The sequence below is a fragment of the Rhizobium sp. P1_B8 genome, assembly GCF_056406515.1.
In genome coordinates this window covers 92,663-110,107 of the sequence record NZ_JBFTZZ010000003.1, presented here as the reverse complement: position 1 = coordinate 110,107, position 17,445 = coordinate 92,663, and the positions used below count along the sequence as shown (strand labels likewise).

The following is a 17,445-nucleotide window of genomic DNA, read 5'->3' as shown; positions in this document are numbered from 1 at the left end:
CGCCGGTCAGGCGAGGCTTGCCGCCACGCCGAACGCGCCGGCAACCGCGACGGCGCCGGGATCGGCGACACCCGCCAGATCCCTTTCGCCGACATAGGAGGCGCGTCCGGCTTTCGCCTTCATCATCGACTTCGTCGACTCCGCACCGGCTGCCGCAGCTCTTGCCGCGGCGGCGACATCGCCGGATGCGAGCGCCTGCAGGGCAGGCGACAACGCATCGACCATCGTCCGGTCGCCGACTCCGGCTCCGCCATAGAACGTCATCCTGTCGAGCCCGGCAAGAAGGGCTGCTGATATATCGGCTTTGTCAGCCATCGCCTTGGCCGCGGCGGTGAAGAAGATCGACAGCAGCACGCCGCTCGATCCGCCCATGCTGGTGCCGAGGATCTCGCCGAGCGAGGCAAGCGTTGCCGCCGGCCGGTCGAGCGGCAGCGTGTCGAGGCGGGCAAGCACACTGCGGGCGCCTGAGGCCACCGTCGAGCCGGTATCGCCGTCGCCGACGCGCCCGTCCAGCCGGTTGAGTTCGCTTTCCTGCGAGATCAGATGCTCGCAGAGCGCCGTGATGAGGCGCCGGTTGCGATCATTTTCTCCGGCCTTGCCGTTGGCGCCGTTCAATCCGGCTGATGTTCTCGGTGCGGCGACGATCCTGATCTCGTGGCGTTCGACGGCCGGCATCCAGGCGTGCGGCACGACCGCTGCCGTCAGCGCCGCCTCGCGCTCGGCATCCAGCCAGATCAGCGACAGCGAGAAACCGTTCATGTTGAGCGCGGTCATCATCGGTGCCGGGCCGATGATCAGCCGGACGCGGCGGCCAAGCGGCGAGGACAGCACTGCATTGGCGATGACGGTCATTTCTAGCGGCGGCACGGCGCCGAGATTGTTGATGAGAAGGGCGTGGCTTCCCCCTTCACGCAGCGTTGGCGACAGGCGTGCCACCATGGTGGCGACGATATCGGTGACCGGCTGCAGCGCGATGCGCTCGACGCCAGGCTCGCCATGGATGCCGAGGCCGAGCTCGCCTTCGTCCGCGCCGAGACGGTCCTCATGCGCCTGGCCGGGCACGCTGCAGGTGGACAGCGACACGCCGAGCGAGACGATGTCGCCGGCTGCTGCCGCGGCATGGGCCGCGACTGTCTTCAGATTCTCGCCTCGTTCGGCGTGATGGCCAGCGATTTTGTGGACGAATAGCGTGCCGGCCACGCCGCGCGGCTGGTTGATGCCAGGGATGGCGATATCGTCGGCGACGATGACCATCTCGACGTCGAAGCCCTCAGCGCGCGCCTTTTCGGCGGCAAGGCCAAAATTCAGCCGGTCGCCGGTATAGTTCTTGACGATCAGCAGGGCGCCCTTCGGGCCGGCGACGGCGCGGATCGCCGTCAGCACGGCATCGACGCTCGGCGAGGCGAAAATCTCGCCGGATACGGCCGCCGTCAGCATGCCTTTGCCGACGAAGCCGGCATGGGAGGGCTCATGGCCGGCGCCGCCGCCGGAGATGATCGCCACCTTCGACTTGTCCCAGTCCGCGCGCAGGATCACCTTGATGTCGGGAAAGCTGTCGAGGCGGGCCAGACGGCCATTGCTGCTCGTCAGAAGCAGACCGTCCAAGGCTTCGGTGACGATGTTTTCCCTGCGGTTGAAGAAGTGTTTCATCGATTGAGACCCGTCTGTTTGTTTTTCATGCCATCATCATGTCTGTTTGCCGGTCAGGAAAGGCGCTGTCCACCCGCGTCGAAATAAAGCGGATCGCGCAATGTCAGGCTGATCCGGTCGCCGGGCGCGATCGCCAGATATGGATCCGCAAGTGTGACGAGCTTGTGATTGCCTGCCCTGATGTGCAGATGGTTCTGGTCGCCGAGATGTTCGATCCAGTCGATTTCGGCATTGGCATTCTTGCCGACAATGATGTCGAGATGTTCGGTGCGCGCACCGATGGTCTTCGTGCCGGGCGGCGGCTGGCCGCCGGGCAAGAGGTCCGCAGGCAGTAGGTTGATGTGCGGCTGGCCGAGGCGGGCGGCGACATGCAGGTTGGCGGGATTGCCGTAGATCTCGCGCGGTGTTCCCACCTGCATCAGCCGTCCCTCGGCGACGATGCCGATCCGGTCGGCCATGGTCATGGCTTCCACCTGGTCATGGGTGACATAGAGCAGCGTCGAGCCGAGTTCCTTCTGGATGCGCTTCAGCTCCAGGCGCAGTTCGGCGCGCAGCTTGGCATCGAGCGAGGACAAAGGTTCATCCATCAGATAGATCGCCGGCCGGCGCACCAATGCCCGGCCGATCGCGACACGCTGCATCTCGCCGCCGGAAAGCCTGGTCGAGCGGTTCTCCAGCTTGTGGTCGATCCTGACCATGCGGGCGACCTCGCGGACGCGGCGGTCGATTTCCTCGGCGCTGAGTTTGCGGACCGGCGCCTTCAGCGGAAAAGCAAGGTTCTCGTAAACCGTCATGTGCGGATAGAGCGAATATTGCTGGAAGACGAAGGCGACGTCGCGTTCGGCGGGGGCTTCGGCGGCGACATTGCGGCCGCCGATTTCGATGCGGCCGCTATCTGGCTTTTCGAGGCCGGCGATCAGCCGCAGCGTCGTGGTTTTGCCGGCACCGGTCGGGCCGAGCAGCACGACGAACTCGCCGTCGCGGATCGAAAGATCAAGATCGGCCAGAGCCTGGGTGTCGCCGAAGCGCTTGGCGAGGTTCCTGAGGACGACATCAGCCATGCCGGGTCTCCTGATAGAGCGAGGACGGGACGGCACGGCCCGATGTGCAGTCGAAGAGCGCGAGTTTCGCCGGATTGAATTCCAGGCCGACCCTCTCGCCGATCTGGAAGCTGCGATTGGCGGGAACGCGGGCCTTGATCAGCCCGCCCGGGGTTTCCACAGCCACGACCTGATTGGTGCCGAGATATTCGCTGCCATAGACGGCGCCGCGGAGCCGCGAGGCGTCGCTGAAGCGGATATGCTCCGGCCGCACACCGAGCGCCAGCTCGCTTTCGGCCATGTCCTGATGGATCTCGGGAACGGCGACATCGACGCCGTCGAGCAGGATGGAGCGGTCGCCGCTCTTCAGACCCGAGGTGAAACGCATGAAGTTCATCGGCGGCGAGCCGATGAAATCGGCGACATACATGGTCGCCGGCTTTGAATAGATCTCCTGCGGCGTGCCGAACTGCTCGATGACGCCGTGGTTCATGACGGCGATCTTGTCGGCCATCGCCATTGCCTCGTGCTGGTCGTGAGTGACGTAGACGGTGGTCGCGTGGATGCGGTTGTGCAGTTCGCGCAATTCGTGGACCATGATCTCGCGGAACTCGGCGTCGAGCGTGCCGAGCGGCTCGTCCATCAGGAAGCATTTCGGACGCCGGACGATGGCGCGGCCGAGCGCCACGCGCTGCCGGTCGCCGCCGGCAAGGCCGGAGACCGAGCGGTTGAGAATATGGTCGATCTGCAGCAGGCGGGCGGTCTCTTCCACGCGTTGACGGATTTCGGCCTTTGCCATGCCCTGCGACAGCAGCGGGAAGCCGATATTCCTACGCACGTTCATATGTGGGTAGAGCGCGAAGAGCTGGAAGACGAAGGCGATGTCGCGGGCGCTGGCGCGGTTGAAGGTGACGTCCTCGCCGTCGAGATAGATCTTGCCACTGCTTGGCAGCTCGAGGCCGGCGATCATGCGCAGCGTGGTGGTCTTGCCGCAGCCGGAAGGCCCGAGCAGCGCCAGGAACTCGCCGTCATGGACGGTGAAGCTGGAATCTTGAACGGCGACGAAACTGCCGAATTCCTTGCGGAGATTTTCGATCCGGATGTCCGCCATGGTTCACTCCGGGAATTTCGAAACGATGATGAACATGACGGTGCCTGCAAGCAGGGTCACCAGCGAATAGGTGTAGAGCACCAGCAGGAAGGGCTGGAACAGCATCAGGAAGCCCAACCCGATCAGCACGGTCGCGATGGTTTCCATCGGGCCGCGGCGCAGGAGGAACGGACGCTTTGGGCGGGCGGGCGCAGGTGTTTCGATCAGATGGCTCATTTGCGGACGGCTCCGAAGGTGATGCCGCGCAGCAGCTGCTTGCGCAGGAGAATGGTGAAGACGAGGATCGGGATCAGGAAGATCGTCGTGCCGGCGGCGACCGCCGGCCAGTCCTGCCCGCCTTCGCCGATGATCGTCGGGATGAAGGGCGGCGCGGTCTGGGCCTCGCCCGAGGTCAGAAGGGCGGCGAAGGCATATTCGTTCCAGGCGAAGATCAGGCAGAAGATCGCGGTCGCGGCAATGCCCGTCGTCGCCTGCGGCAGTACGACCTTGCGGAAGGCCTGCAGTCTCGTATAGCCGTCGATCATCGCCGCTTCCTCGTATTCGCGCGGGATTTCGTCGATGAAACCCTTGAGCAGCCAGACGGCGAGCGAGACGTTGACGGCGGTGTAAAGCAGAATCATGCCGAGCGCCGTGTCCGACAGGCCGAGCTCGCGGTACATGAGGTAGATCGGGATGGCGACGGCGATCGGCGGCATCATGCGCGTCGACAGAATGAAGAACAGCAGGTCGTCGGCGAGCGGCACCTTGAAGCGGGAGAAGCCATAGGCGGCGAGTGTGCCGAGAAAGACCGCAAGGAAGGTGGAGCCGAAGGCGATCACCAGCGAATTGACGAAACGCGGGAGGAAGTTCGACGGGCCGGCGATCACCATGTTGCGCCTGCGCGTTACCTCGTCACAGGCGCCGACCGGCGCCGGCAGCGAAGCGATATAATCAGGCGTCTGCCGGGTGCGCGTGGTGAACAGGTTGCAATAGCCTTCGAGCGACGGCGTGAAGACGATCTTCGGGGGATAACTGATCGAATCCGGCGGCGACTTGATGCTGGTCAGGAAGATCCAGACGAGCGGGATGAGGGTGATCAGCGCATAGATGACGACGATGGTGCCGGCGATGCGCTTGCTGGAGAGGCTCGGTTCGACGACCGAATGGGCTGAGTTGGCGGCGCTCATCGTTGCTTCACCTTGTTCAGTGCCTTGACGTAGATGTTGGCGAGACCGAACACCGCGACGAAGAGGATGATGGCAAAGGCCGAGGCCCGGCCGGTCGCCCAGCTTTCGAAGGCGGCGCGTTTCAGCGTGATCGAGGCGACCTCAGTGACTGAGCCCGGCCCGCCGCCGGTGAGCAGCGTCACCATGTCGAACATCTTGAAATTCTCGATGCCGCGGAAGAGCACGGCGAGCATGATGAAGGGCAGGGCCATCGGCACGGTGATCGACCAGAACTGGCGCCATGGCGAAGCGCGATCGACCTCGGCAGCCTCATAGATATAGTCGGGGATGGAGCGCAGGCCGGCGAGGCAGATCAGCATCACATAGGGCGTCCACATCCAGGTATCGACGATGATAATCGCCCAGGGCGCCAGAGAGACATTACCGAGCATCTGGATATCCGATGTCGGGATGCCAGACACCATCGACACGGCATAGGCGAAGAGGCCGATCTGAGGCTCGTAGAGAAAGCGCCAGAAATTGCCGACCACGGCAGGCGACAGCATCATCGGGATCAGGATGATCGTCGTCCAGAAGGCATGGCCGCGAAACTTGCGGTCGATCAGATAGGCGAGCGTGAAGCCGATCACCGTCTGCAGCACGATCGTCCAGAAAACGAAATGCGCGGTGGTCTGCATCGCCTGCCAGATATCGGGATCGTTGAGGACGCGCTGGTAATTTCCAAGGCCGACGCCCTGGACCGGCGCATTCGGCCGGTTGGCGCGGTAATTGGTGAAGGAGAGGTAGACCGCCCAAAGCAGCGGAAAGATGTTGATCGCCAGCAGCAAGGTGATAGCCGGCGCAATGAACAGCCAGGCGATCGCCCTGTCGGAGAGGCCGCGGACGCGCCGGGCGACCGAGACGGGCGTCGCCCTTGCTGTCGCATCGGCTGCTTTCTCGACGATCGAGGAAGGGGAAATAGTCAAGTTTTCACCCGGTCTTTTGGGATATGGGAAATTTGGCGGCCCGGCTCGTCTGCCGATCCGGGCCGCCATCCTGCCGAGGATGGCGCGCATCAGGGATGCCACGCGCTAGATCTTGCCGTCGTCCTTGAAGACGTCGCTCCAGTCCTTCACCAGACCGTCGAGCGCTTCCTTGGCGGTGCCATTGCCAGCGACCACGTAGTTATGGACGCGCTTCTGCATGGCCTGCAGCAGCGAGGCGTAGCTCGGCTCGGCCCAGAAGTCCTTGACGATCGCCATCGAGTCGAGGAAGGCCTGGGCATAGGGCTGGCTCTTGGCAAAGCCCGGCGCATTGACGACGGAGTTCAGGCAGGAAAAACCGCCGAGTTCCCACCATTTGGCCTGCACATCGGGCTGTGCGAACCACTTGATGTATTGCAGGGCAGCATCGCGCTTGTCGGAGTAGGAGACCACCGAGATGCCCTGGCCGCCGAGCTGGGCGAAGTGCGCCTTTTCAGCCGGATTGGGGAAGAAGCCGATCCTGTCGCCACCGACCTTCTCGTCCTTGTAAAGGCCGGGCCAAGTGAAGGCGAAGTTCATCTGCATGGCGACCTGGCCGGATTTGAAGGCATCGGCGGATTCGACCATGTAGACGTTGGAGCTGCCGGGCGGTGTGCAGCAATCATAGAGCGACTTGTAGAATTCGAGGCCCTTGACCGCGTCGGCCGAGTTGACGAAGCCTTCCATGTCATAGGGCTTTTTCGGGTTTTCGTACTGGAAGCCCCAGTCGTAGAGGACGTTGGTCACGCCCATGGTGATGCCTTCGGAGCCGCGCTCGGTATAGATCGAGGCGCCGTAGACGGTCTTGCCGTCGATCTCACGCTTCTGGAAGAACTCGGCGATTTGCTTCAGCTCATCGTAGGTCTTCGGCGCTGCGAGATCCCGGCCGTATTTCGCCTTGAATTCCTTCTGCAGTTCCGGCTTCTCGAACCAGTCCTTGCGGTAGGTCCAGCCGACGACGTCGCCCATGGCGGGCAGCGCCCAGTAGTTCGGCGTGTTCTTCGGCCATTCCGAGTAGCCGACGACGGTCGCCGGCACGAAGTCATCCATCTTGATGCCTTCCTTGTCGAAGAAGTCGTTGAGCTTGACATAGTGGCCGTTCTCGGCCGAGCCGCCGATCCACTGGCTGTCGCCGATGATTAGGTCGCAGAGCTTGCCATGGGAATTCAGCTCGTTGAGGAAGCGATCGGCATAACTCGTCCAGGGAACGAATTCGAACTTCATCTGCGTGCCGGTCTTGGCGGTGAAATCCTTCGACAGCTCGACGAGCGCATTGGCGGGGTCCCATGCGGCCCAGCACAGCGTCAGTTCATCGGCTTTGGCGAGATTGGGCAATGCCGACGACATGACGAATGCCGTGGCCAGCCCCAATAGGGCTTTCGATGTTTTCTGCATAAGTTCCTCCCAGAACCAAAAGCCGGCTCCCCGCCGGCGTCGCATGTTCACCCACTTCAGAGAATGCTCACATGAACTCCTCAATCATCATGTTTAGCAATATGTTTAGTGATATCTATTTTTATAAACATTGCAAGCGCCAATCGTTGCTGCAATGCGACAAGTGTGGCGCCACATGGGCGGATATTTTTGGGAGCCGATCTTTTCGGCCGATCTCGAAAAATTCTTTGGCGAGCGTACCGATGCAGCGACATCTGGCCTCGCTGCGACATGGATCGCACGGTATGGACTGCGCGCCGTTCCTGTTTTCCCCGGAGCGGATCAAGCTTGGCCTCGCTTCGGCGGGGCCTTTTTCTTGAATCTTTTCTTTAGCAGCCCGTAATCCGGATGCATCGGGAATATTCCTGCGCAGTGCGAGATTTAGCCTTTCCGCCCGGCTGCAACGGGCGTATTCAGCCAGTGCGCGGCTTTCCATGTCCGCGCTCCCCGCGCGGCAGATCTCCGATCGGCTTCTTCCCGTTTCCCTGCCGCGTCTTCCGGAATTTCTATTGGCAGATCCATGACCACGGCAGAGACGAGCGAGAATGGGCAAGAGGCGGCGAGCGGCCGCCAGGCGAAGATCGTGGCGCTGGTCGTTGCCGTTTCCTTCTTCATGCAGATCCTCGACGGTACGATCGTTACCACCTCGTTGCCGCAGATGGCGGCAAGCTTCGGCGTGCAGCCGGTATCGATGAGCATCGGCATCACCGTCTACATGCTGACGATGGCCGCCTTCATTCCGCTGTCGGGCTGGCTCGGCGACCGGTTCGGTGCGCGCCGCATCTTCCTGATGTCGATTGCCGTCTTTACCGGCGCCTCGCTGTTTTGCGGGCTGTCCGGCAGCCTTGCGGAATTCGTGCTGTGGCGCGCCGTGCAGGGGGCGGGCAGCGCGCTGATGACGCCGGTCGGGCGTATCATCGTGCTGAAAAACGCCCGCAAATCGGAACTGGTCCAGGCGATCGCACTGATCACCTGGCCGGCACTGACGGCGCCGGTGATCGGCCCAGTGCTCGGCGGCTTCATCACCACCTATGCCAGCTGGCACTGGAACTTCCTCATCAACATCCCGATCGGCATTCTTGGCATCGCGCTGGTGCTGCGTTTCGTGCCGGAGCAGCGCGAGACCAATCCCGGCCGGTTGGATCTCATGGGCTTCGTCCTCAGTGCTGCGGGCCTGACCTTCCTGCTCGCTGCCCTCGAACTCTCGGTCAAATGGGACGGCGGGCTCTTGCCCGTCATATCAATGCTGGCGGCGGGCATCGTACTGTCGGTCATGGCGACGCGGCATTTCCTCGCCGTCGACAACCCGCTGCTGGATCTTTCAGCCTTCCGCATCCAGACCTTCTCGATGTCGACGCTGTCGGCGGGCACGGCCTGCCGGATGGCGATCAACGCGACGCCGTTTCTGCTGCCTCTGCTGTTCCAGCTCGGCTTCGGCCTGAGCTCGATTGCCGCCGGCACCTATCTGTTCGTTTATTTCCTCGGCAATTTCAGCATGAAGGCGGTGACGACGCCGCTGCTGCGCTTCTTCGGCTTTCGCACCGTGCTTGGGGTCAACGGGCTGATCGCGGCGCTTTCGATCGCCGCCTGCGGTTTTCTTTCGCCGGAGACGCCGCCGGTTTTCATCCATGCGCTGCTCTTTCTCGCCGGCCTGTCGCGGTCGATGGAATTTACCGCGCTGAACACGTTGGCCTTCGCCGATATCGGCCCGGCGCAGCGAAGCTCGGCCTCTACGCTGTCGAGCATGCTGCAGCAGGTATCGATGCTGCTCGGCGTGGCGGTGGCGGCGGCCGTGCTCAACATCGGCTCGGCTCTCAGGGGCGCCGACAATCCCGTTCTTGCCGATTTCCGCTGGGCTTTCGTCGCGGTCGGCGCGATCGGCGTCGTCTCGTCGCTGCGCTTTCTGCAATTGTCGGCAGAGGCAGGGGCCGAAGTATCTGGCCATCGGAAATTCCAGAAAAATTAGCTTATTGGCGGAACCAATCGAGTCGCTCAGCGTTCACGCATTTCATTTCAGGTTTTTCGTTTCCCATCTCTTTCAACGGCTTCCATGGGGAGCCTCCCCAGGCCAGGGTCATGTTCTGAAAATGCCGGCTTCCCGACATCCTCCTTCCGTGCCGCCTGCGACAAGAGCGAGGGATAACCGCTGTTTACCCCAGACGGCCAATGCAATACGACATTCTCATGCGGACGACTCGGACGCTTGCGGGCGGTCGTCGCTGCGAGAGAACGCCGGGAGACTGAATGAGCAATTCTAACGGCGATGCGGATGCCCTGATCCACATCCTCTATATCGACGACGACGAGGGGCTTGCCCTACTGATGCAGAAAAACCTGCGTCGGTGTGGCTTTTCGGTCGAGTGGGCCGAGAGCGGCGATGCCGGCCTTGCGAGACTCGGCGAAGGCGGTATCGACGCCGTCGTGCTCGATCATATCCTGGCCGGCGAGACCGGCCTCGACATTCTGCCCTGCATCACGGCGATGCCGGATCATCCGCCAGTGATCTATGCGACGGGTTCGGACGATACCAGCATCGCGGTCGCGGCGCTGAAGGCCGGCGCCGACGATTACATGCTCAAGGGGATCTCAGCCGATTATTTCGACCTGCTCGCGGCCGCGCTCGAACAGGCGCTGGAGCGGGCGCGTTTTCGCCGCGAGACGGCGCAGGCGCAGGAGGTGATCCGCCAGCAGCGCGACCTTGCCGAAATGCTGCTTGCCGAGGTCAATCACCGCATCGCCAACAGCCTCGGCCTCGTCGGCGCGCTGATCCGCATGCAATCCTCGATGACCAAAGACCAGGTGGCGATCGATGCGCTGCACGAAACGCAGATGCGCATCAACGCCATCGCCAGCGTGCACCGTCGGCTCTACACCAACCGGCAGGTCGGCTCGGTGCAGGTCGACGAATATCTGAACAGCCTGCTCACCGAACTCGAAGCCTCGATGCGCGACGACAAGCGGCCGCATCGGATCGTGCTCACCGCGCAGCCGGTCAACCTGGCGACCGACAAGGTGATCACGCTCGGGCTGATCGTCAGCGAGCTCGTCACCAATGCCTTCAAATATGCCTATCCGGACAGCGTGCCGGGCGAGATCCGCGTCATCGTCGACCAGACGGACGAGGCATTGCGCGTCATCGTCGAGGATGACGGCACCGGTTTCGATCCGTCGAGCCCGGCCAGGGGGACCGGCCTTGGTACACGCATTCTGACGGCCATGGCCGCCAGCTTGAAATCGGATTTCGCCTATGACCCCGGCCATGACGGAACCAAGGCGACGCTGGTGTTCTCATTGCATGAGGGGAAGTAGGGTATTCTCCGTTCAGTGCTGAGTTTGTCGCCATGCGGAACGCCGTTTGTCCTATCACTACAATAGTTTGCCGATGATACATCAAGAAACATGACGCCAGGGGAGGAACATGGCGACGATCCGCACACCGAAGGAAGTCTATGATTTCTGGTTCGTCAGATGCGGCCGGGAGCTGTGGTTCCGCGCGACGCCTGACCTCGATGCAGAGATCAGCACGGTCTTTCGCGATACTCATCTGGCCCTTGCCGCGGATGTTGGCGCCGAATGGCGGGCGGATGCGGAGAGCCGGCTGGCGGCTGTCATCGTGCTCGACCAATTTCCTCGCAACATCTATCGCGGCACGCCGCTTGCCGTTGCGACCGACGGGCTGGCGCTTCGCGAAGCCAAACTCGCGCTGGCATCCGGCGCCGACCGGGTGGTGGAGACCGCATGCCGTACCTTCTTCTACTTGCCGTTCGAACATGCCGAAGACCTTGGCGAACAGGAACGATCGGTGGCGTTGTTTACCGCCCTCGGCGATGAAGAATATCTCGATTATGCGATCCGCCACCGCGACGTGATCGCTGCCTATGGCCGTTTTCCGCACCGCAATGCCATGCTTGGGCGGGAGTCGACGGCTGGGGAGCGCGACTATCTTTCCAAGCCCGGCGCCGGTTTCTAGGCCTCTCCAGGGAGCTTCCGCCTTTCTGTCGCCTTTCTTTACTATGACAAGCTGGCATTCTACCTCGACGACAACCCTTCCGGAGGCGCTTTTGCGGCTGAGACCTATCCTGCTTCGCACCATTCTTCTGCTGACGCTGGCGGTCGCTGGCGCGCATTTCAAGGGTGCTGCGGCCTTTGCGCAGGAGCCACAGGCACCGGCGGCCGCGCAGGCGCCGCTTGCCGATACGCCGCTCGACCAGGCGACAAAGGAGATCGACAAGGCGAAGGTCCAACTGACGGCTCTTCAGGACGGCGTCAAGCAGAATGCCGACAATGACGATGCCCTGGTCGGGCTTGCGACCAAGGCCGACGAGCTCAGCCGCGCCGTCATCACCATATCGGTCAATCTGAGGCCGCGTTTGGACCAGATCAAGAACCGGCTTGCCGAGATCGGCGATCCGCCGAAGGACGGGCAACCGCCGGAGGCCGAGATCGTCACCCAAGAGCGCAACGCGCTCGCCGCCGAGCGCGCGCAGATCAATGCGGTGACGGGCGACGCCGAAAACCTGTCGATCACGGTGACGAAGCTCGTCAACGAGGTCACCGAAATGCGGCGGCGGCTGTTTGCCGACACGTTGCTCAGGCGCACCGAGATCTCTGTCTCGGTGCTGGATGACGCCGGCGGTGCCTTCGTGCATGAGGCCAGCGAATTCTTGCAGGCCCTGTCAAGTTGGGCCACGTTCGTCTGGAAATTCAAGCGTTTCCCGCTGTTTGCCGCGATTTTCCTGTCACTCGCCTCGGCCCTCATCCTGCTTTCCGGCAGTTACCGGCTGTTCGGTTCGTATCTCCGTCGCGACGAAGCAGTCGAGAACCCGTCCTATATCGGCCGGCTGTCGATCGCCTTCTGGTCGACGCTGATCCGCACCCTGGCGCTCTCGGTTCTACTCGTCACGTCGTTCTTCTTCCTCAATGGTTTCAACGTATTGCGACCCGACATCGCACCCGTCATCGGCGCTCTGTTCGGGGCGATCGGGCTCGTCTATTTCGTCGGCCGCTTCGTCAATGCCATCTTCGCGCCGAATGAACCGCGCTGGCGGCTCGTTCGGCTTTCCAATCTCGGCGCGCGCTCGATCGGTTATTGCTTGCTGGCGATGGCCGTCGTCAACGCGCTCGATTATCTGTTCGGTACGATCGGCGAGGCGATGAGCTCGCCGCTGGTGCTGACCGTGGTCAGGAGCCTGATTGCCGCGCTGATCATCGGCCTGATCCTGATTTCGGTCTCGTTCGGCAAACCGATGCTGGCGAAGAACGGCGATCCAGATGCACCGGGCCGGCATTGGCCCCGCGGCATGGCGATCATCCTGCGTGTCGTCGGCGCCGGTCTCATCCTCACCGCGCTGACTGGCTATGTGGGGCTGGCACGCTTCGTTGCCACGCAGCTCATCATCACCGGCGCGGTCGTCGTCACCATGTATGTCGGTCTGCTCTCCGGCAAGGCGATATCCAGGCAGGAAAGCTTCGGCGATACTTTCTTCGCGCGCTTCCTGACGCGCCGTTTCAAGTTGGGGCCTGTGGCGATCGACCAGGCTGGCCTGGTCGTCGGCCTTGCCATCTATGCCGTGGCGCTTATCGTCGGCATCCCCCTGATCCTGCTGCTCTGGGGTTTCCATGTGCAGGACCTGCAGATGCTTGCCTATAGGCTGTTCACCGAGGTCAGGCTCGGTGGCATCAGCATCTCGCTGCTCGGCATCTGCACCGGTATCCTGCTGTTTGCCGGCGTCTACCTGCTGACGCGCTGGCTGCAGCGCTGGCTCGATGGCAATGTGATGGCGCGAAGCCATGTCGATCTCGGCGTGCGCAATTCGGTCAAGACAGGTATCGGCTATCTCGGCGTCGGCATCGCGGCGATCATCGGCGTTTCGGCAGCAGGTATCGACCTCTCAAGCTTCGCGCTCGTCGCCTCGGCACTCTCGGTCGGTATCGGTTTCGGGCTGCAGAACATCGTCTCTAACTTCGTCTCCGGCTTGATCCTGCTTGTCGAGCGGCCGTTCAAGGTCGGTGATCATGTCGTTTCCGGCACGGCTGAAGGCATCGTCAAACGCATTTCGGTGCGCGCCACCGAGATCGAGACGTTCCGCAAGCAGTCGATCATCGTGCCGAATTCCGAGCTGATCAACGGCCTCGTCGGTAACTGGACACACCGCAACAAGATCGGTCGCTCGGAAATTCCGGTTTCCGTTGCCTACAACGCCGATCCGCAGCAGGTAATGGACATCCTGCTGGAACTGACGGCCAAGATACCGCTCGTCATGCGCAATCCGGAGCCGCATGTCGAATTCCTGCGCTTCGGGCCATATTCGCTGGATTTCGAGCTGCGTTTCTTCCTCGCCGACATGGGTGACGGCATGGCGGTGCGCAACAATCTCAGGATCGAGATCCTTAAGCGCTTCAAGGCCGAGGGAATCGAGATCCCGCTGCCACAGACTGATCTTACCATCCATCGGGAGGCTCGTCCCGCGCTTGCCGATGCGGGCAAGGATCAACCCAACGAGCAGGAAAACTCGGCGGATACGCTCATGGGGGAGGAAGAGCAGCCGGTGCGGCAATTGCGCAGTAAGACGGCAGACGGCAATCGGAAAGGCTGAACGGGTCATTCAGCCATCATTCACAGCTATATGTGCATGATCTCCACTATCGGGATCGCTGCCGGGGGCAGCACCGATCGTTCGAGGGGAGGGCGCGCCAGCGCCGCCGCACATGATGGCAAGATTTGCCGCCGTTCTGCTTGTCCCGCTGCTTGCCGCGCCCGCGGTTGAAGCGGCATCCATCACCAACACCGATCCCGCCGCCGTCGTGCTCGTCATCACGGAGAGCGGCCAGCGCGTCGAGGTCGTCGTCGATGCCGGCGCTTCGGAAAGCCTCTGCCCTTCCGGCTGCTTCATGACGACGCCCGACGGCGACCGCATTGGGCTTGACGGCGGCGAGACGATCGACATCGTCAAGGGCTCGGCCGTCGTCAAGTAGCGGCTGCACTGATTAATGCGCTCAGGCTTCTCCGGGGTTGGGAACGGTTTCCAACCGGGCAACCGGGCGCGTCAGTCGCATAATAGCGGAGAATGCGGCGACGGCGATGGTGCTGAGCAATGCTGCGATCGACAGTGACCATGATACGCCGAGATAGCCCATCAGGAAGGCGAGTGCGAACGGCGCCATCGAGGAGACGACGAGACGGGCCGACATGATTTGTCCTTGCCGCCGGCCGTAGCCATCGCTTCCGAAGAGCGCGAGCGGTAAGGTTCCGTAGACGATGCTGTTAAGGCCGGAGCCGAGGCCGAAGACGACGGCGAAGGCCAGCGCGCCGGGAACCGAGGGTGCGGTGGCGATGAGGATGACAAGGGCCGCCGGCAGCAGGATGGCGCAGATGATCGCCAGCATCACTTGCGACAAGCTCTCACCAAAGACCATATTGATGAGGCGGCTCAACACCTGTGACGGGCCGAAGAGCGTTCCGACCACCACTGCCATGGCGCCGAGGCCGAGTGCAGACGTGACAGGCACCATGTGAACCAGAAGTGCCGAGTTCACGAAGCTTTCCAAAGCAAAGCCCGTTACCATCAGGATAAAGGCCGGCCGGCGCACCGACGGCTGAAGGCTCGGCTCGACGCGTTTGGCGGCCTCCTCTCCGGTCCGTCTCCTGGTCTCGCTGACGCCACGGGAGAGCCAGGCATGAATGGGAAGGCAGATGGCGAGATGAAGCGCGGCGAAGATCAGATAGACATTCTGCCATGTGAGATGCGCGTGCAGCGCCGTGGTGATCGGCCAAAAGATGGTCGAGGCGAAGCCGGCGATCAGCGTCAGGTAGGTGATACTACGCTGGGCGACGCGCGGCCTGATCTGCACGAGCAGGGCGAAGGCGGCGCCATATTGCACCAGGTTCGAGGCGATCTCGATGCCGATCAATGCCGCGACGAAAGCGACCTTTCCTGGCGCAAGGGCGCAGGCAACAAGCGCGGCAGCCGCAATCGCCGAGCCTGAAGTCATGATTTTCCCGGCGCCGAAACGATCGATACATCTGCCCATGAGAGGTGCGGCCAGGCCGCCGATCAGAAGGGCTAGGGAGAGCGCAGCGAAGATCCATTCCGACGACCAGTTGAGATCACGGGCCATGTCAGGGGCGAGGATGCTGAAGCTGTAATAGAGCGATCCATAGCCGATGATCTGCGTCAGCCCGAGTGCGGCAATGGCAGCTACCGGCGGTCGTTCGGTGCTGATGATTGTCATAAGGATCTGAGGCTCACGCGCTGTTCAAGCTTCTCCGCTTCTTCTTTGCGCTCACTGTAGCGGTCAGTCAGATGGTTCGAGACATCACGGGTCAGTAGCGTGAACTTCACCAGTTCCTCGCAGACGTCGACAACGCGGTCGTAATAGGATGAGGGTTTCATACGGTCGTCCGCGTCGAATTCCTGGAAAGCTTTGGCGACCGAGGACTGATTGGGAATTGTGATCATCCGCATCCAGCGGCCAAGAATGCGGAGCTGACCCACCGCGTTGAAGGACTGGGAACCGCCGGAGACCTGCATCACTGCCAGCGTTTTACCCTGTGTCGGCCGGACCGAGCCGACCGATAGGGGGATCCAGTCGATCTGCGCTTTCATGATACCGCTCATTGCTCCATGACGTTCAGGGCTGACCCAAACCTGGCCTTCCGACCATGCCGACAATTCGCGCAGTTCCTGAACTTTTGGGTGGCTCGCCGGCTCGGCGTCGGGCAACGGGAGGTCTTCCGGATTGAAGATACGCACTTCACAGCCGAAATATTCGAGCAGCCGTGCCGCCTCCTGTGCGAGGAGGCGGCTATAGGACACCGCTCGCAAGGAGCCATAAAGGATCAGGATGCGGGGCTTGTGCGTCGAGAACGCCGGCCTGAGTGCGTCCATATCCGGTTGACGCAGATGCATCGGCGATACGGCAGGCAGATCAGACAATGCGCTTGCCCCCGGCATCGAGCACCTTCTCGCCATCTTCCTTGGTGAAGGCGCCCTTGTGCGTTTCCGGCAGGATTTCGAGGACAAGTTCCGACGGTCGCGACAGGCGCGTACCGAGAGGGGTGACGACGAAAGGCCGGTTGATCAGGATCGGATCTTTCAGGATCGCGTCGAGAAGCTGATCGTCGCTTAGATCGGGATTGTCGAGGCCGAGTTCGGCGTAGGGTGTATCCTTCTGGCGAATGGCATCGCGCACGGTGAGGCCGGCATCGGCAATCATCCCGACCAGTTCCTGCCGTGACGGCGGGTTTTCCAGATATTCGATGATATCAGGTTCTATGCCGGCATTGCGGATCATCGCCAGCGTGTTGCGGGAGGTGCCGCATGCCGGGTTGTGGTAGATGGTGACGTTCATAGCTTTGCCTCTGACGATAGGGTTGATGAAGCGCCTGGCTGCAGCAGCCAGGTGAACAGGAGAAGGGCTGCGACCGCGCCTGTTATTTCGGCGATCCAGAAGCCGGGAAGATCGACCGGGCGGATGCCGGAGAAGGTATCGGTCAGCGAGCGGGCCAAAGCGACGGCCGGATTGGCAAAGGAGGTCGAAGCGGTGAACCAGTATGCGGCGGTGATATAGAGCCCGACCAGCCACGGCACCGCCTTCTGCTCAAACTTGATGCCGGCGAGGATCACCGCCGCCAGGCCGAAGGTCGCCATGCCTTCGGAAAACCATTGCGCGCCGCCGGTGCGCACCTTGCTCGACATTTCTATAAGTGGCAGGGCAAACATCAGATGGGCCGCGACGGTCCCGACGATGCCGCCGAAGATTTGCGCAGCGATATATCCGGCGAGATCGCGTTTTGCCAGCGAGCCCGACATCGCAAAGATCAGCGAGACCGCCGGGTTGAAGTGGGCGCCGGAGATCTGTCCGAGCACAGTGACCAGCACCACCAGGATGGCGCCGGTCGCGAGCGTGTTGCTGAGCAGAACAAGTCCTACGTCCTGCGTCAGCGATGTCGCCATGATACCCGAACCGACAACTGTCGCGACCAGCATGGCGGTGCCGAGACCCTCGGCGACGAGCCGGCGTGGTAGATCGAAGCCCGTCAT

At 62.1% G+C, this 17,445-nt stretch carries 17 protein-coding genes; 6 read left to right on the top strand and 11 right to left on the bottom strand.

Going from position 1 to position 17,445, the window contains the following annotated elements; translation table 11 throughout:
• Nucleotides 1-6 precede the first annotated feature (6 nt).
• The 7 genes from AC1D2N_RS06160 to AC1D2N_RS06130 form a co-directional block, all read right to left on the bottom strand.
• Nucleotides 7-1,650: a dihydroxyacetone kinase subunit DhaK gene (locus tag AC1D2N_RS06160; RefSeq protein WP_130729097.1), complete on the bottom strand. Its 1,644-nt coding sequence runs from the start codon at nucleotides 1,648-1,650 to the stop codon at nucleotides 7-9.
• Between the two features lie 53 nt (nucleotides 1,651-1,703).
• A complete protein-coding gene (locus AC1D2N_RS06155; protein WP_028733130.1) occupies nucleotides 1,704-2,711 on the bottom strand; it encodes an ABC transporter ATP-binding protein in 1,008 nt (335 codons plus the stop codon).
• The gene (locus AC1D2N_RS06150) at nucleotides 2,704-3,801 is read right to left on the bottom strand and encodes an ABC transporter ATP-binding protein (RefSeq protein ID WP_130729096.1); all 1,098 of its coding nucleotides are present in this window, start codon (nucleotides 3,799-3,801) and stop codon (nucleotides 2,704-2,706) included. Before AC1D2N_RS06150 ends, AC1D2N_RS06155 begins: the two co-directional genes overlap by 8 nt.
• 3 nt (nucleotides 3,802-3,804) lie before the next feature.
• Complete coding sequence (locus tag AC1D2N_RS06145) at nucleotides 3,805-4,017, bottom strand: hypothetical protein (RefSeq protein WP_018447247.1); 213 nt, start codon at nucleotides 4,015-4,017, stop codon at nucleotides 3,805-3,807.
• Entirely contained in the window at nucleotides 4,014-4,967 is a 954-nt protein-coding gene (locus tag AC1D2N_RS06140) for a carbohydrate ABC transporter permease (RefSeq protein WP_018242446.1), read from the bottom strand. Before AC1D2N_RS06140 ends, AC1D2N_RS06145 begins: the two co-directional genes overlap by 4 nt.
• Complete coding sequence (locus AC1D2N_RS06135; RefSeq protein ID WP_112906592.1) at nucleotides 4,964-5,932, bottom strand: carbohydrate ABC transporter permease; 969 nt, start codon at nucleotides 5,930-5,932, stop codon at nucleotides 4,964-4,966. Before AC1D2N_RS06135 ends, AC1D2N_RS06140 begins: the two co-directional genes overlap by 4 nt.
• A 105-nt stretch (nucleotides 5,933-6,037) precedes the next feature.
• Nucleotides 6,038-7,363 (bottom strand): ABC transporter substrate-binding protein, encoded by a 1,326-nt coding sequence (locus AC1D2N_RS06130; protein ID WP_018242444.1) that lies wholly within the window; start codon nucleotides 7,361-7,363, stop codon nucleotides 6,038-6,040.
• Nucleotides 7,364-7,434: 71 nt separating this feature from the next.
• Between AC1D2N_RS06130 and AC1D2N_RS06125 the strand changes: the two genes are divergently transcribed.
• From AC1D2N_RS06125 to AC1D2N_RS06100, 6 genes are all read left to right on the top strand, one after another.
• Nucleotides 7,435-7,722 (top strand): hypothetical protein, encoded by a 288-nt coding sequence (locus AC1D2N_RS06125; protein WP_165406177.1) that lies wholly within the window; start codon nucleotides 7,435-7,437, stop codon nucleotides 7,720-7,722.
• Nucleotides 7,723-7,922: 200 nt separating this feature from the next.
• Nucleotides 7,923-9,368 (top strand): MFS transporter, encoded by a 1,446-nt coding sequence (locus AC1D2N_RS06120; protein ID WP_130729094.1) that lies wholly within the window; start codon nucleotides 7,923-7,925, stop codon nucleotides 9,366-9,368.
• A 278-nt stretch (nucleotides 9,369-9,646) separates the two neighbouring features.
• Nucleotides 9,647-10,711 (top strand): histidine kinase dimerization/phosphoacceptor domain -containing protein, encoded by a 1,065-nt coding sequence (locus tag AC1D2N_RS06115; RefSeq protein ID WP_130729093.1) that lies wholly within the window; start codon nucleotides 9,647-9,649, stop codon nucleotides 10,709-10,711.
• A gap of 109 nt (nucleotides 10,712-10,820) precedes the next feature.
• Complete coding sequence (locus AC1D2N_RS06110; protein ID WP_018447254.1) at nucleotides 10,821-11,372, top strand: DUF924 family protein; 552 nt, start codon at nucleotides 10,821-10,823, stop codon at nucleotides 11,370-11,372.
• Nucleotides 11,373-11,463: 91 nt separating this feature from the next.
• Nucleotides 11,464-13,998 (top strand): mechanosensitive ion channel family protein, encoded by a 2,535-nt coding sequence (locus AC1D2N_RS06105; RefSeq protein ID WP_130729092.1) that lies wholly within the window; start codon nucleotides 11,464-11,466, stop codon nucleotides 13,996-13,998.
• 112 nt (nucleotides 13,999-14,110) lie between these two features.
• The gene (locus tag AC1D2N_RS06100; protein ID WP_018242438.1) at nucleotides 14,111-14,377 is read left to right on the top strand and encodes a hypothetical protein; all 267 of its coding nucleotides are present in this window, start codon (nucleotides 14,111-14,113) and stop codon (nucleotides 14,375-14,377) included.
• Between the two features lie 21 nt (nucleotides 14,378-14,398).
• Here AC1D2N_RS06100 and arsK read toward each other — a convergent pair whose 3' ends face one another.
• From arsK to AC1D2N_RS06080, 4 genes are read right to left on the bottom strand one after another with little or no spacing between them, the layout of a single operon-like run.
• Entirely contained in the window at nucleotides 14,399-15,634 is a 1,236-nt protein-coding gene (gene arsK, locus AC1D2N_RS06095; RefSeq protein ID WP_130729091.1) for an arsenite efflux MFS transporter ArsK, read from the bottom strand.
• Nucleotides 15,631-16,356 (bottom strand): arsenical resistance protein ArsH, encoded by a 726-nt coding sequence (gene arsH, locus AC1D2N_RS06090; RefSeq protein ID WP_165406176.1) that lies wholly within the window; start codon nucleotides 16,354-16,356, stop codon nucleotides 15,631-15,633. The genes arsK and arsH overlap by 4 nt, the downstream gene beginning before the upstream one ends.
• A complete protein-coding gene (gene arsC / locus AC1D2N_RS06085) occupies nucleotides 16,331-16,753 on the bottom strand; it encodes an arsenate reductase (glutaredoxin) (protein ID WP_130729090.1) in 423 nt (140 codons plus the stop codon). Before arsC ends, arsH begins: the two co-directional genes overlap by 26 nt.
• Complete coding sequence (locus tag AC1D2N_RS06080; protein ID WP_018242434.1) at nucleotides 16,750-17,445, bottom strand: aquaporin; 696 nt, start codon at nucleotides 17,443-17,445, stop codon at nucleotides 16,750-16,752. The genes arsC and AC1D2N_RS06080 overlap by 4 nt, the downstream gene beginning before the upstream one ends.

What these genes read in the sequence shown, in the direction of transcription:
- AC1D2N_RS06160 (WP_130729097.1), bottom strand. Translation starts at nt 1,650, where the DNA reads ATGAAACACTTCTTCAACCGCAGGGAAAACATCGTCACCGAAGCCTTG.
- AC1D2N_RS06155 (WP_028733130.1), bottom strand. Translation starts at nt 2,711, where the DNA reads ATGGCTGATGTCGTCCTCAGGAACCTCGCCAAGCGCTTCGGCGACACC.
- AC1D2N_RS06150 (WP_130729096.1), bottom strand. Translation starts at nt 3,801, where the DNA reads ATGGCGGACATCCGGATCGAAAATCTCCGCAAGGAATTCGGCAGTTTC.
- AC1D2N_RS06145 (WP_018447247.1), bottom strand. Translation starts at nt 4,017, where the DNA reads ATGAGCCATCTGATCGAAACACCTGCGCCCGCCCGCCCAAAGCGTCCG.
- AC1D2N_RS06140 (WP_018242446.1), bottom strand. Translation starts at nt 4,967, where the DNA reads ATGAGCGCCGCCAACTCAGCCCATTCGGTCGTCGAACCGAGCCTCTCC.
- AC1D2N_RS06130 (WP_018242444.1), bottom strand. Translation starts at nt 7,363, where the DNA reads ATGCAGAAAACATCGAAAGCCCTATTGGGGCTGGCCACGGCATTCGTC.
- AC1D2N_RS06125 (WP_165406177.1), top strand. Translation starts at nt 7,435, where the DNA reads ATGAACTCCTCAATCATCATGTTTAGCAATATGTTTAGTGATATCTAT.
- AC1D2N_RS06120 (WP_130729094.1), top strand. Translation starts at nt 7,923, where the DNA reads ATGACCACGGCAGAGACGAGCGAGAATGGGCAAGAGGCGGCGAGCGGC.
- AC1D2N_RS06115 (WP_130729093.1), top strand. Translation starts at nt 9,647, where the DNA reads ATGAGCAATTCTAACGGCGATGCGGATGCCCTGATCCACATCCTCTAT.
- AC1D2N_RS06110 (WP_018447254.1), top strand. Translation starts at nt 10,821, where the DNA reads ATGGCGACGATCCGCACACCGAAGGAAGTCTATGATTTCTGGTTCGTC.
- AC1D2N_RS06100 (WP_018242438.1), top strand. Translation starts at nt 14,111, where the DNA reads ATGATGGCAAGATTTGCCGCCGTTCTGCTTGTCCCGCTGCTTGCCGCG.
- arsK (WP_130729091.1), bottom strand. Translation starts at nt 15,634, where the DNA reads ATGACAATCATCAGCACCGAACGACCGCCGGTAGCTGCCATTGCCGCA.
- arsH (WP_165406176.1), bottom strand. Translation starts at nt 16,356, where the DNA reads ATGCCGGGGGCAAGCGCATTGTCTGATCTGCCTGCCGTATCGCCGATG.
- arsC (WP_130729090.1), bottom strand. Translation starts at nt 16,753, where the DNA reads ATGAACGTCACCATCTACCACAACCCGGCATGCGGCACCTCCCGCAAC.
- AC1D2N_RS06080 (WP_018242434.1), bottom strand. Translation starts at nt 17,445, where the DNA reads ATGACGGGCTTCGATCTACCACGCCGGCTCGTCGCCGAGGGTCTCGGC.